A 14,125-nucleotide genomic window follows, 5' to 3' on the forward strand; every position below is an offset into this window, starting at 1 on the left:
TTCTCGACAACTCGTAGTCCGACGGAGGAGCCTGGAGGTCCATGCGCATCGGGGCACACGAGTCGGTGGCTGGGGGCCTTTTCGAAGCCTTCGGGCGGGGAGAGGCCGACGGCTGCGAGGCGCTGCAGGTCTTCACCAGCTACAACACGCGGTGGGAGCCCCGCCCGCTCTCCGACGAGGAGGTCTCGCTCTTCCGCTCCGAGGCGGAGCGCGTGGGCTGGCCGCTGCTCTCGCACGCCTCGTACCTCGTGAACCTGGCCAGCCCGGACCCCGAGCTCTTCGCGCGCTCGGTGGAGGCGCTCCACGAGGACCACCTCCGGTGCGAGCTGCTCGGCGTGGACTTCCTCGTGGTGCATCCCGGCTCGCACGTGGGTGCGGGAATGGAGGCGGGCGTGGCCCGGGTAAGGGAGGCGCTCGAGGAGCTCGGGGCCCGGAGCAGCGGCTTCAGCTCGCGCATCCTGCTCGAGAACACGGCGGGGCCGGGGAACTGCCTGGGAGCCGAGCTCTCGCAGCTCGGGCGCTTGCTCGACGGGCGGGGCGTCGGGGGGCGCGTGGGCGTCTGCATCGATACCTGCCACGCGCACGCCGCGGGCTACGACCTCTGCGGCGACGAGGGCTACGCGGCCTTCCTCGAGGAGCTCGAGCGCGAGCTGGGCCTCGATACGGTCTGCGCCTTCCATTTGAACGACGCGAAGAGCGCCCGCGGAAGCCGCCTCGACCGGCACGCCAGCGTGGGTGAGGGCCAGCTCGGCCTCGAGCCCTTTCGGCGCCTGGTCAACGAGCGACGCCTCGCCGGTCGCGCGGCGGTGGTGGAGACCCCCCCCGAACCCGACGGCAGCATGTCTTTCGGCCGGAACGTGGCGGTGCTGAAGGGGCTGCGCGGTTCTTGAGGGACTGTTCTAGAACAACGCCATCGCCGAGAGGAAGAAGTCGAAGACGGTGGTGTCCCCGACGCGGTAGCGGCGCCCCGGAGCGTCGATCATCGCGCGGTACATGGGGTTCACCTGCGACGGATTGATCGGGTCCACGCGGCCGTCGGGGGCGCTCGATCTTCCCGCGTCGGCGAAGGTCACGAAGTGGTCCAGCTCGTGGGCGAGCGAGGCGCCGAGCCGGCCGCGGAAGTACTTGCTGAGCTGGATCGTCGCCGCGAGCGTGCCGCCGAAGGACATATAGTTCTCGATGCGCGTGATGCCGGGATGCGGGATGGTGTCGCTCTCCGTCGGGCAGTAGGAGCCGTTGTTCCAGGGGTGAATGGTGGAGGGGTTCGAGGCCGCCGGGTTCAGGTCGCAGGGGCCCGTAAGCCGCGGGTTGCGCGAGAAGAGCTCCCAGAGCGGAGAGTAGCCCCGCCCCTCGAAGATGGCGTCGATGCGGCCGCGGACCTCGATCGAGAGCTTGTGCTGCTTGTCCTTCACCTCCCAGGGGATGATCTCGAGACCCACCTCGGCCCCCCCGCGGTGCTGAGGCCGCTCGCGCTCCTGACCGGAGCCGGGGAAATGGGTCGCGCTGAAGAGGGAGGAGGGCCTCGCCACGGGGAGCAGGTACTCGAGCGAGAACCACGGGTCGAGGTAGCGAAAGCGCCGCGAGACGACCGTGTGCCAGCGGAGCTGGTGCACGCCCTGCCCGACGGCGGTGTTGGCCGTCGGGTTCCGCGGGTCGTATTCCATGTGCGGCCCGACGGCCAGCCGCGCCTCGAAGCCGACGACCCAGGTCGGCTTGGCCGGGTCGCGCCGCTGGTTGAGCGGAGCCCACGAGAGGCCGAGGTAGAGCTGGTCGATCCCCGCGCGGGTGGGGAGCTGCGTCTGTCCGGGAAGCACGTCGGGACCTGCCAGAGCGACCTGGTCCGGGGCGAGGCGGCGACCGTCCACCAGCCCGTCGCGCACCAGGGGCGAGTTCCGGGGGGTGACGCAGTTCGTCTCAGGGGGAGTGCCGCAGGGGTCGCCCCCGTTCTGGGAGAAGGAGAGCGTGCGCGTGTCCCCGACCACGACCGGGAGCTCGAGGTGGAACTGCAGGTCGCGCCAGAGCGCGGCCTCGGCCCGCAGCGTGAGCAGGTGCGTGACCTGCGAGAAGCGCAGGTCGTTGACCAGCTCGATGCGGTCAGGAGCGACGCCCGATTGCTCCCGGCGGAGTGCGGCGCGGCGCAGCGTTCGCCCGTACTGCACGCGGAAGTGGAAGTCGTACGGGTCGTCGACGTCGAAGGCGCTGGCGAGGTCGGTGACACCGGCGCCGTGGGCGCTGGGCAGGGCGACCAGAAGGGTCATCCCGACGAGCAGAACCCGCGGCCGGAAGAATGCGGTCATGAGGGGCGCCTGCGTCGCAATGGCCCGGAAAGTAGCAACCCGGCTCGCGAGGCGTCAAACATCCTTCTTGCCCGAGGCCTCGTCTCCGTCCCGCAGCCCCAGCTCCTTCATCTTGTTCTGCAGGCTCTTGCGGCTGATCTTGAGGCGCTTCGCCGCGTGCGTGACGTTTCCGCCGGTCTCCTCGAGCGCCGCGATGATCAGGTTGCGCTCCACCCGCTCGGTCTCCGCGCGCACGATCTCCTTGAGGCTGCCGTCGAGCGCCGGGGTCGAGGCGCTCGGGGACGCGGCGGGCACGGGGGCGGCGGCGGCTCCGGCCTGGCGCAGCGGTTCGGGCAGGTCCTGCAGGCGAATCGTCGGACCGTCGGAGAAGAGGATCGTGCGCTCGAGCAGATTCTCGAGCTCCCGGATGTTCCCCGGCCAGTGATAGGCGATGAGGGCCGTCATGGCCTCCGGGGTCACCTCCGTCACCTCCTTGCCCAGCCGCGGGCGGAACTTCTCGAGGATGTGCGCCACCAGGTCGGGGATGTCCTCGCTGCGTTCTCGCAGCGGCGGCACGTGGATCGGCACCACGTTCAACCGGTAGTAGAGGTCCTCCCGAAAACGACCGTGCTCGATGCTCGCCACCAGATCGCGGTTGGTCGCGGCCACCACGCGAACGTCCACGCAGAGGGTCTTGATCCCCCCCACGCGCTCGAACTCGTTCTCCTGCAGCGCGCGGAGCAGCTTGACCTGCATCTCGGCCGGGACCTCGCCGATCTCGTCGAGGAAGAGCGTCCCCTTGTCCGCCAGCTCGAAGCGACCGGGCTTGGAGCTCACCGCGCCGGTGAAGGCCCCCTTCTCGTAGCCGAAGAGCTCGCTCTCGATGAGCGTGTCCGGAATCGCCGCGCAGTTGACCTTGATGAGGGGCCCCGTGCGTCGCGAGCTGTGCTCGTGGAGCGCCTTCGCGATCAGCTCCTTGCCGGTCCCCGATTCGCCGGTGATGAGGACCGTGGAGGGGGTGTCGGCCACCTTCTCCACCACGTTGTAGACCGAGAGCATGGCCGCCGAGTTGCCGACCAGGCCGTAGCGCCCCTTCCCCTTGCTCACCTCTCCGAGCCGCACGTCCGACCGCCGCAGCTCGTTCGTCTTGAGCGCCTTCTGCACCACCTGTCGGATCTGATCCTGCTCGAAGGGCTTCTCGATGTAATCGAAGGCTCCGAGCTTCACGGCCGCCACGGCGTTGTCCACCGACCCGTGGGCCGTCAGGATGATCACCGGCACCTCGGGGTATTCGTTCACCGTCCGCCGCAGGAGCTCCATGCCGTCGAGCCTGGGCATCCGCAGGTCGGTGACGACCGTGTGGACCTCGTTCTTCTGGAGCAGGCCGAGCGCCTCCTGGCCGTCGGCGGCGGTGAGCACCTGGTGCCCTTCGCGCTTCAGCATCGCGCCGAGCACGCGCCGAAGGTTCAGCTCGTCGTCGGCGACCAGAATCGTTTTGCCGTCGGCCATGCGAGGTGTGGGCTCCGGGCGGGGGGCGGTCCCCACCGCCTAGCGGGCGCGCACGTCCTTGTGCTTGTCCGTGGTGCTGGCGAAGAAGGCGTAGATCGCCTCGGAGGAGGCGGCCACGAGGACCTCGTGCGAGACGGCCCCCACGCGGAAGGGCAGGGTCGCCAGTCTGAGGCCGAGGAGTCCGCGCTCCGGGGGCCGCACGAGCGTGACGCCGGCCTCGCTGACGGGCTTGTCGTTGCCGGCCTGGTAGAGCCGATAGAGGTAGACGCGGCCCGCCTTGAGCGTTCCCTCCACGTCGCTCGACGGGGCGCTGACCGCCAGGACGCGCTGGTCGCCTCCCTCGAACTTGCCGAAGGCCAGCGCGCCGCCGAAGCCGACGGCCCCCTGCGGTGCGCCGATGACCTGCGGAGCGGGAGGCGTGGCGCCGTCCTTGAAGTGGTCGCCGTTCAGCTTGTAGACGTAGATCGCGCCGCGACCGTCGGTCTCGGGGGCCCCCACGACGAGGTCGAGCTTGCCGTCGGCGTCCACGTCTCCGACGAGGAGCGACTTGCCGAAGCCGTTGGCGCGGTCGGGGATGGGGAGCTCCAGGATGCTCTTGCACGGCTGCGGGACGGCGGCCAGGCACTCCGCCACCTTGTGGATGATCGCCACGTAGTTGTTCGCGGGGACGCTCACCACGACCTCGTCCTCGGGGGTGCCGGCGTCGAACTGGCCGGCGGCCACGAGGTCGAAGTTGCCGTTCGCGGGCCAGCGCCCGCTACCCTCCACGACCAAGGCCTTCGCGTCGGCCTCGAGGTTCGGCCAGATGTCGGCGCGCCAGAGCACGACCTTCCCCTGGGCCCCGACGACGAGGTCGTCCGGTACGCTGGAGCCGCCCAGGTTCGCGGGCGTCACCGAGGCGCCGAAGTTCTTCAGGTCGTTGCTCGGGGTGCCGTAGGCGTTCGGCCCCGCGTAGCGGTTCACGTCGATGAGGTAGACCTTGCCTACGAGGCCGCTCGTGGTGGCCACGTAGGCGAAGGGGCCCGGAAAGGCGCCGATGGCCTTGTCCGACGGGGCGGCTGCGATGCCGTTGAAGCGCTCCGGCTCGCCGAGGTCCTCCTTGAGGTCTTTCGCCTCGGTCTGGGACTGGTTGTATTTCCCCGACGGGTTGAAGCCGACCGTGTCCAGCGCCACAGGCGCGCTTCCGGCGGCCAGCAGAATGCCGCCCTCCGACCCGCCGGCGCTCGGGATGCCGAGCATGTTGCCGCCGAAGGTGTTGGACTTGATGTTGCCGACCTGGGAGATCTTGACCGCCGGGGCCTTGGCCTCGTAGTCGTCGAACTTGCCGAAGGTGCAGCCCCCGAGGGCGAGGGCGGCGAGGGTGCTCAGCGTGATGGGGGTGCGCATGGTCAGAACCTCACCTGCCCGCCGATCCCGGCCACTCCTGGGCCGAGGGTCGGGGTGATGGCCAGCTTGTTGGTGCGGGTCTCGCCGTAGGAGTCGGCCCCCTCGTTGCGGAAGAGATAGTAGGTCGCGAGCCCGGCCACCACGGCGCTCAGCACGAAAAGCGAGTCCGCGACGATGGCCGTGACCTTGCCCTCCGTGAAGCGCGGGTCGCCGGTGTCGTAGATGCGACCCGAGGTCAGATCGCTCTCGAGAGAGCTCGCGCGCTTGTTGCTCAGCACGCCGGCGGTGATCCCGCCCGCCAGCAGCGCGGCGGCGACGCCGAAGGAGACGTAGGCCTTGATGCGCGACGGAGTGGGGTTCAGCCGTACCGCGAGCTGCACCTCCTCGGCGTTCTGCACGCTCACGTCGGTGACGTAGGACTTGAAGCCCTTGCGACTGAGCTCCACCTTGTGGGTCCCCTGGGAGATCTTGGTCTGGCACGGGTAGTCGGGGCAGGTGAGGGGTTTGCCGTCCACCTTCAGCGTCGCGCCCCGCGTCGTCTGGCCGCTGATCTTCAGCCAGCCGTAGGAGACGCGCTCCAGGGCGACCGTCATGAGGTGCGTCTTCCCGGCCACGATCTCGACGTCCTTCTCGTAGGGCTCGTACCCCGGGCGCTCGACGATCAGGCGGCGCTTGCCGGGACGGAGGTAGCCGGAGTACGGGGTGCGGCCCACGGCGCCCACGCGTCGCTCGTCGAAGAAGACGTCCGCGCCGGGGATGTTGGCCTTGATCTCGATCCACCCGAGGTTCTGCTGCCGGGTGAGCGAGAAGAAGAGGTAGGTCATGCGGTCGTTGCGCGCCACGAAGGTCTTGCGCACCGGCTGGAACTCCTTCAGCTCGAGGATGATGGTGTGCTGCCCCGGGGGAAGGCTTCCGGTGTAGGGCGTGCGGGTGAAGATGCCCTTCTTCTTGTCGCTCAGGTAGATCGCGGCCCCCTCGGGGTTCGACTCGATCACCACGAGCCCCTTCGGCTCGATGGCCGGCAAGGTGGGCGGTGGTGGCGGCGACTTCGGGTCGGCGGGGTTCAGGTGCTGGCGGATCGACTGGATGCGGGCCATGACCAGCTTCCGGTCGGTGCTGTGCGGGTCGGCCTTCACGAAGTCCTCGTAGTACTTGAGGGCCTTCGCGAAGTCCCGGTTCTTCTCGTAGCAGACGGCGACGTTGAAGAGAAACGCCGGGTAGGACTTCGCCTCGTAGGCCTTGAGGAACTTTTCGGCCGCCTCGGTGAATTTGCCCTGGATGTAGAGGTTCTGACCGTCGTCGAAGTACTGCTTGGCCTGCTGGGCCGGGCTGAGCCCCGAGGGGGAGGCGTCACCCGACGGCGGCTCGGCGGGCGGCTCCTGGGCCAGTGCCGCGCGTCCCCCGAGCAGACCAAGGAGCGCAGAAGTGATCAGCGTGCGAGCTCTCATGGTTCATTCCTAAGATGTGAATCGAACGCGAATGATGGCGGCCAAGCCGAGAGGCTGTCAAGCGGCCCTGGCCCCGAGGAGCACGCGGGGCGGAAGTGGAAGGTGGCGGCCCCGGTCCTGGGAGGGACCGGAGGGGGCGCGCGGGCACTACTCCGTGAGGCCGCACCCCGTGACTTCCAGGCCGGAGAGGCTCGCGGCCTGCAGCCCCGCGCCCAAGCAGATCGCGACGTCGGGATCCACGAGCGGGGTGATCTCGCGCTCGAAGATCTCGCCGAGCCGGCGCCGGATGAAGGGCACCTGCGACATGCCGCCGGTGACGACGACCTGGGTCACGTCCCAGGGGTCGAGCCCGACGCGCTCGAGCACCGACTGGCACACCTCGAGCGATCGATCGAAGAGCTCCGTGCAGAGGGCCTCGAAGGTCGGCCGGTCCACGCGGCGGTAGAGGTTCATCGGGCGCGGCGCCTCGACGATCCGCGGCACCAGGATGTCCGCCTCCTCGTTCGAGGAGAGCTGACGCTTCGCGACCTCCGCGGCGAGGAGCAGGCGCGTCCACTCCACGACCCGCTGCCGCACCTCGGTCCCCGTGCTGCGCCAGAAGGTGTCGGCCGCGTCCTGCGCGAGCGCCTGGTCGAAATCGTCTCCGCCGAGCCACGGGTCCCCCGCGCTGCCGAGGAGCCGGATCTGGTCCCCGCTCAGATCCAGGAGGCTGAAGTCGAAGGTGCCGCCGCCGAAGTCGTAGACCCCGACGATCTCGTTGTGCCCCTGACCGAGCCCGTAGGCCACGGCCGCGGCGACCGGTTCCTGGATGAGACCGGTGACCTCGAGGCCCGCGAGCTGGGCGGCGCGTCGCAGCGCCTGCACCTGCGACTCGGCCCAGGCCACGGGCACGGAGAAGACCGCCTGTTCCACCTCGAAGCCGAGGTAGAGCTCCGCCTGTTGTTTCAGCTCCCGGATGACCATCGCGCAGACCTGCGGGATGGCGTAGCGCTGGTCGTCGATGGCCACGAGGACGCTGTCGTTCGGGCCGCACGCGGTGGGGAAACCGGCGCTCTGGAGCATCCCCTGCACGGAGGGCTCGCTGTAGCGCCGCCCGAGGAGGCGCTTGGCGGAGGCCACCGTGCGATGCGGGGCCTCGGCCATGCGCGCGCGCGCGTCCCAGCCGACGATCGGGTCCCCCTCGTCGGGGAAGTGGACCACGGAGGGGATCGCCGTGCGGTTCTCCGCGTCGGGGATGAGCACCACGCGGCCGCCCAGCGAGACGGAGATGCTGCTGTAGCTCGTGCCGAAGTCGATCCCCACCGAGGGCGACGGGTCGAGGTGCGCGGGGCGCATGAAGGGCGCGACGAGGCGGTTCGGGGTCCCCGAGCCGGTGGAGGCCGCGGGCGAGGGGGCGGGGGCCTCGCTCTCCGCGTCCAGCTCTTGCGGAGGAGGTGCCGCGGCGGGGGCCGGGGCGGGAGCCGGAGCCGGGGCGGGGGCCGGGGAGCGCGATGGCGCGGAGAACTCCGGCGCTGGGGCAGCCGGTGCGGTCTGCGGCGGCTCGCGGCTCACCTTGGAGAAGGAGGTCGCCGTCGTGCGCGGTGTGCGCGGGGCCTCGGGCGCGCCGTCGGGGAGGTCGTCGTCGAGAAAGATCGGGATCGACTCCTGGGGACGCGGGGCCGTGGCGCGGTGCTCGAGCAGCGCCACCACGTCGTCCTGGCCCTCGTCGAACTTCACCCCTACCCCGGGCGAGCGGCCTTCGCTGGCCGCCCGCTGCGGCGAGACGCCGTGCTGGACGGTGCCGCGAATGGTGACCTGCGTTCCGTCGGGTAGGGCGATGTTCAGCTCCACCTTGGCCCCGACGGGAGGGGGCTTGGTGGTGAGGAGGAAGATACCGCCTCGGCTGGCGTTGAAGGCCGCGAGCTTCTTCGCCGCGGGCCAGTCGGGACAGCGTAGGATCACCCGCCAATCTACGTCGTGACGAGGGTGCTCCCGGCGAATATCCGTGGAGTCTCGATTGGTCATGGTGGGCTCACGGTAGCACGGGCGTCCTTCGCTCTGGTAGGTGGAATGCGGGGAGCGTTCTAGGGATTTCGCGCCGCTTTTCGTTCCACGTCCAGCTCGCGGCGCAGCTCCCCCACCTCGACGCTGCCGGTCGGCTCCTCGGCGGCCGGCAGCACCACGGTGAAGGAGGAACCTCGTCCCGGTTCGGACCGCACCTCGATGGTCCCCTTGTGGTTCTCGACGATGCGCTGACAGATCGGCAGGCCGAGCCCCGTCCCCCCGTCCTTCGTCGTGTAGAAGGGGATGAAGATGTCGGAGAGAGTCTCCGGCGGGATGCCGACGCCCTGGTCCTTGAAGATCACCTCGACGAAGCGCGCGGCGGCCCCACGCTTGAAGCCGCGTCGGAGGCGCGTCTCCACCCGCAGCGTCCCCTTTCCGTCCATGGCCTGGATGCCGTTGATGCCGAGGTTGAGGAAGACCTGGCGCAGCTGTTCGGGGTCGGCGCGCACCTCGGGGAGCTCCGGGGCCAGCTCGGTCTGCAGCTCGACCTCGCCAGCCTGGGAGCGCAGCAGCTGGACCGTCTTGAAGACCACGTCGTTGATCGCCAGCGGCTGCCGCTCCCCGCGGTCCGGACGGGCGTAGCCGAGGAACTGCGAGACCACGCGGTCGAGGCGGTTCACCTCCTCGACGATGATCTCGACGTACTCACCGAGCTCGGCGCTCTTCTCGGCGCTCTGACCGTCGGGGGGCGCGTCGCTCTTGAGGAGCTGCGCGGCGCCCTTGATCGCCCCGAGGGGATTTCGGATCTCGTGGGCCAGACCGGCAGCCATCTGGCCGAGCGCGGCGAGACGGTCCCGCTCCTTCATCTGCTCGTAGACCTGCGAGTTGCGCAGCGTGATGGCCGCCTGCGCCGCGACGGAGCGAAGGAGCTCGAGCTCGTCGGTGCCGTAGGCCTCGCGCAGCCGGTCGTCGCGCAGACAGAGGATGCCGAGGAGCTGCTTGTCCGAGACGAGCGGGATGCACACGGCGGCGAAGAGGTCCTCCATCGTGGCCAGGAGGTTGCGGACGGCCACCACCGCGTCCTCCTGGTTCTCCGCGGTCTGCACGGCCAGCTCGCGCTCCAGCCCTTCGATGGTGACGAGGCCGCTCTGTCGGAGGCGTTCGAGGAAGAGCCGCCGCGTCGTGCCGTCGAGCACGTCCACCGGCTGGGGCCCCACGTGCCCCGCCAGGCGGTAGCTCGCCCCCGCCGAGTCCGCCAGGTAGATCGATACGTGCGTGACGCGCCCGGAGTGTTCGAGCTCGGCCAGGATGCGCGCGGCCGCGAGACGGGCCTCGATGATGTTCGCCAGGTCCTGCGTCAGCACGCGGAGCCGCCGCGAGAAGGCGTACTTCTCGGCGAAGAGCCAGCGGTTGACGCGATCCTCGACGCGCGTGCGGAGCTGCTCGAAGAGGACCAGGATCACGAACGAGGCCACGACGGTGTTGAAGAAGAAGACCCCGGGCTGGTCGCGCCCCACCCACGCGAGGAGCAGGCCGTAGATCACGGTCAGGATCAGTACCAGCGTCGAGAGAGTGACCATCTTGCCCAGCAGCTCCTTGATGTCGAGGAGCCGGTAGTGGAAGAGGGTCTGCGAGAGGAAGTACATGAAGACCACCGTGAGCACGTTGCCCAGGGTGGGGAAGATCAGGCTCGCGTGCGGGACGAAGTCGAGCGCGGCGAGCGAGATGGTGGTGGCCCCGCCGTAGAGCAGGTAGGTCAGGCGCGTCGCCTCGGGGCGGGACGCGATGGAGCGTTGCCGCTGATAGATGAGGTAGACGCAGTGGTAGAGCGAGCCGAAGACGAAGAAGAGGAGGGGCAGGGTGAAGAAGCGACTGCGGTAGACCGGGTAGAAGAGGCTCACGAAGAGCACGAGGTAGAAGATGGTCGTGCTGACGATCACCGGGCGCGACATGGGGTGGGGGCGCCGCGGATCGTCGGCGAGGAAGGCGCGAAAGAAGCGCTCGGCGCTGGTCGGGATGGCCACGGCGAAGAGCTGCCCGGCCCAGACGAGCACGTCGCTCGTGATGGTCGTGACGAAGAAGCGGGACAGGTACCAGAAGCAGAGGTTGAAGCAGAGGATGGTGAAGGTCACGTACTGGCGGTGGCGTCGATCTCGAAGGATGACGCTCCAGCCGATGACGAAGATCAGGATGGCCGCCAGCAGGGCGCTGAGGCTCTGAATGTTCATCGCCGGCATGGTAGCACGGCGGTCGGAGCGGCGGTCCGGCGGGCCGGGGGCCTGGGCGCGAGCGGGAGGCCATGCGTGATATAGATGAGGGGGGATGGACTCGACGCGCCAAGACGAGCTCCGGCAGCTGCCGGCGGTGGACCTGCTCTTGCGGCAGCTCGCGGCCGGGGAGGGGCGGGACCTGCCGCGGTGGGCCCTGCTGCGCGCCGTTCGCGAGGCGCTGGCGGAGCGGCGCGCGGCGCTACTCGCGGGGGAGCCCTCTGCGGCGGAGCTAGACCTCGGGGTCGTGGCGGGACGCGCGAGGTCGCTGCTTCGACCGTCGCTCGCGCGGGTGATCAACGCCACGGGGGTCGTGCTGCATACGAACCTCGGGCGGGCGCCGCTCGCGGAGGCCGCGCTGGACCGCCTCGCGGAGGTGGCCCGGGGCTACTGCAACGTGGAGTACGTGCTGGGCGAGCGCCGGCGTGGGAGCCGCCACGCGCACGCGCGGGAGCTTCTGCGCGAGCTCTGCGGCGCCGAGGAGGCGCTGGTGGTGAACAACAACGCCGCGGCGGTGGTGCTCTGTCTCGCCAGCCTCGCGGCGGGGCGCGAGGTCGTGGTCAGTCGCGGCGAGCTGATCGAGATCGGCGGGTCTTTTCGTCTGCCCGAGGTCATGGCGGCCTCGGGGGCGCGGCTTCGCGAGGTGGGGACGACCAATCGCACGCACCCGGCCGACTACGAGGGGGCGATCGGCGAGGAGACGGGGCTCCTGCTGAAGGTGCACCGGAGCAACTTCGCGCTGACGGGCTTCACGGCGGAGGTCTCCTCGGAGGAGCTCGTCGCCCTCGGGCGCGCTCGAGGCGTGCCGACGATGTTCGACCTGGGGAGCGGCACCCTGACCGACCTCGGTGCGCTCGGGTTGCCGGGCGAGCCGACCGTGGATCGCGTCGTCGCGGCGGGTTTCGACGTCGTGACCCTCAGCGGGGACAAGCTGCTCGGGGGGCCGCAGGCGGGCCTCATCGTCGGTCGGGCCGAGCCCCTGGCGCGGATCCGGAGTCACCCGCTGATGCGGGCCGTGCGCCCCGGGAAGCTCACGCTGGCGGCGCTGGAGGCGACGCTCGCGCTCTATCGCGACGGCACGGCCGTGGAGCGCGTGCCGGCGCTCGGACGCCTGTCTACCTCTCTCGCGGAGCTGGAGAGGTACGCGCGGACGGTGAGCGGCCGACTGCGCGAGGCGCTCGGCGCCGCGTGGCGAGTCGAGGTGCTGCACGTGGCAGCGCCCACCGGGGGCGGTGCGCTGCCCGGGGCGAGTCTGCCGTCGGTGGCGGTGGGGCTCGCGCACCCGGAGCGGAGCGTGGATGCGCTCCAGGCCGCACTGCAGCGGGGGGAGCCTCCCGTCGTGGCGCGGATCGAGGGGGAGCGGCTGCTCCTCGACCTGCGCGCGGTCGCGGAGTCGGAGCTCGAGGAGCTTGCGCGCGCCGTTGCGGGCACCTTCGCGGAGCGCGCGTGAGGCGCGGGGTCAGCTGCGCCGTGGTGGCGCTCGTCGTCGGCCTGGGCCTGCCATCCCCCGTGTCGGGGCCGTGGGCCAAGGGGGGAGACCGCGCGGCGGAGGGGAAGGCCCCCGTGCGCTCCGAGCTGCCGGAGCGCCGCGAGCCGCCCCCTAGCCCCGAGCTGGCGGAGGGGGCCGCTCCGCGGGAGGAAGCTCCGTCCCGGTCGCTCCCGCGTCGCGTGGTGGACACGATCCTCGAGCTCAAGACCTACTTCGTCGAGCAGGTTACCGACGAGGTCAAGTGGATCGGCGGCGGGATCCTCGTCCTGGTCGTGCTCCTCGCGATCGTGCGGCGGGCTCTTCGGTCGAGGAGGCGCACGCGACGGCCCGGGGCGGGGCCGTCGAAAGCCCAGGTGGCGGCTGCCGTGCTGGAGCCGCTCGGGGTGCCGCAGCCCTCGGAGGACGAGAAGGTGCCGCTGCCGGAGCCGCTGGTCCTGACCCCGGCCCAGGAGCTGCTCTGCGCGGCGGGGGTCGAGGGCTTCTCGCTCTACGAGGTGTGTCTCGCGCTCGGCCCCGAGGTCGAGGCGGTCGAGGACTTTCGCCGCGTGGTCGAGGCGCACTTGGCGGGGGACGCCTGGTCCACGGCCGTGAGCGACGGTCGGGCCGACACGCTCTCTCCGCTCAGGGGGCCCTGGGTGCGTGCGACGGCGCTTCGTCGCGTGGAGCGCTGGCTCGCGGCGCAACCGACGATCAAGAAACCCGGCCTGCAGGTGCAGGTGCCGGGGCAGCTCGAGCGGGGCGAGCTCGGCACGCTCACGCTGACCCGCGCCGATGGCCTCGGCGTGGAGCTGACCGAGGAGCAAGAGGCGCTCCTCGGTCAGGCGCGCGACGCGCTCGCGCTGACCCTTCGCGCTCCCGATCATCCGTACCAGCTCGCGGCGGTGGCTCGCGAGCTGGCCCTCGCCGCGCTCTTGCCGGCCGCGCGCGAGGACCGAGGCCCCGGCGCGACGCCGCTGCCGCTGGCCCTGCTTCTCGGCGGACTCGTCGCGCAGCGCCACGCCGAAGGTCGAGGGCTCTCGCGGCTCGGCGCCGGCACGGAGCTTTGCGCCGCTCTCGACGAGCACCACGAGCTGGTACAGACCCCCGTCCCGGCCGAGGGGCTCGCCACCTTCGCGCTCTCGCAGATGGACGGCGTCGAGCTGCCGGGGATGGGAGCGCTGCTCGCGGCGATGGCCGGCGCGGCCTTCAGTCCGTCCACGGTGGTGCTGAAGCTGAGCAAGCGGGCCGGCGAGGTCAGTGGAGAGGCCGCGGCGGCGCTCGAGCGGCTCGGCGTGCGGGCGGCCCGGGCGCTCGCTCACCCGGGCCAAGGAGACGGGCCCGCGCTCGCCGAGGGGCTCTCGCAGCTGGTCGGCGAGCCGTTGCTCGCGGCGGAGCTGCGGGGGTGGGCGACCGCGGCGCGCTCTCTCGGCAAGGGCGCCCTGCGCGTCCCGCTCTACCGGGACCTCGGCGCGGTCGAGCAGCCGGATGCGGCGCTGGTGGAGCTCCATCGCGCGAAGCTCGAGCACGCGGCCCGGCACGCCGTCGCCGCGCGCCGGCGGGTGCTCCTCATCCTGCACAAGCTGGCCTACGAGGGAGCCCACGGCGAGCATCGGACGGCGGCTGCGCGCCGGCTCGGGTACGCGGTGGCCGGCCTCGGTATGACGCTGCTGCGGAGCGGGAGCACCGAGCTGCTCTCGACGGGGCGCGAAGCTCTCGCGGCGCTCAAGTCCTTTCGCGCGTGAGGAATGGGCGGCCGGCGCCGTTGCGAGAGCGACGTGGCGCGAGCTA

Annotated in this window: 9 protein-coding genes; 3 read left to right on the forward strand and 6 right to left on the reverse strand. The window is 70.8% G+C overall.

What is annotated here, in order from left to right:
• The first annotated feature begins 41 nt into the window (after positions 1-41).
• Positions 42-890, forward strand: coding sequence for a deoxyribonuclease IV (locus IT371_25215; protein ID MCC6750981.1), 849 nt, complete (start codon positions 42-44; stop codon positions 888-890).
• Positions 891-899: 9 nt separating this feature from the next.
• On the opposite strand, the gene IT371_25220 is transcribed toward IT371_25215, so the two are convergent.
• From IT371_25220 to IT371_25245, 6 genes are all read right to left on the reverse strand, one after another.
• Entirely contained in the window at positions 900-2,297 is a 1,398-nt protein-coding gene (locus tag IT371_25220; protein MCC6750982.1) for a hypothetical protein, read from the reverse strand.
• Between the two features lie 54 nt (positions 2,298-2,351).
• Positions 2,352-3,785: a sigma-54-dependent Fis family transcriptional regulator gene (locus IT371_25225; protein ID MCC6750983.1), complete on the reverse strand. Its 1,434-nt coding sequence runs from the start codon at positions 3,783-3,785 to the stop codon at positions 2,352-2,354.
• 39 nt (positions 3,786-3,824) lie between these two features.
• On the reverse strand, positions 3,825-5,171 hold the full coding sequence (locus IT371_25230; GenBank protein MCC6750984.1) for an FG-GAP repeat protein: 1,347 nt from the start codon (positions 5,169-5,171) through the stop codon (positions 3,825-3,827).
• A 2-nt stretch (positions 5,172-5,173) separates the two neighbouring features.
• Positions 5,174-6,619, reverse strand: a complete 1,446-nt coding sequence (locus tag IT371_25235; protein MCC6750985.1) for a PEGA domain-containing protein — start codon at positions 6,617-6,619, stop codon at positions 5,174-5,176.
• Positions 6,620-6,766: 147 nt separating this feature from the next.
• Positions 6,767-8,560, reverse strand: coding sequence for an Hsp70 family protein (locus tag IT371_25240; protein ID MCC6750986.1), 1,794 nt, complete (start codon positions 8,558-8,560; stop codon positions 6,767-6,769).
• A 122-nt stretch (positions 8,561-8,682) separates the two neighbouring features.
• Complete coding sequence (locus IT371_25245; protein ID MCC6750987.1) at positions 8,683-10,830, reverse strand: GAF domain-containing protein; 2,148 nt, start codon at positions 10,828-10,830, stop codon at positions 8,683-8,685.
• 94 nt (positions 10,831-10,924) lie between these two features.
• On the opposite strand from IT371_25245, the gene IT371_25250 reads away from it, so the two are divergent.
• Positions 10,925-12,319 (forward strand): L-seryl-tRNA(Sec) selenium transferase, encoded by a 1,395-nt coding sequence (locus IT371_25250; GenBank protein MCC6750988.1) that lies wholly within the window; start codon positions 10,925-10,927, stop codon positions 12,317-12,319.
• Positions 12,316-14,079 carry a hypothetical protein gene (locus IT371_25255; protein MCC6750989.1) on the forward strand — a complete coding sequence of 588 codons (1,764 nt, stop codon included), beginning with the start codon at positions 12,316-12,318 and terminating at the stop codon, positions 14,077-14,079. Before IT371_25250 ends, IT371_25255 begins: the two co-directional genes overlap by 4 nt.
• Positions 14,080-14,125: the final 46 nt, after the last annotated feature.

This window comes from Deltaproteobacteria bacterium, from assembly GCA_020848905.1.
GTDB lineage: Bacteria > Myxococcota_A > Polyangia.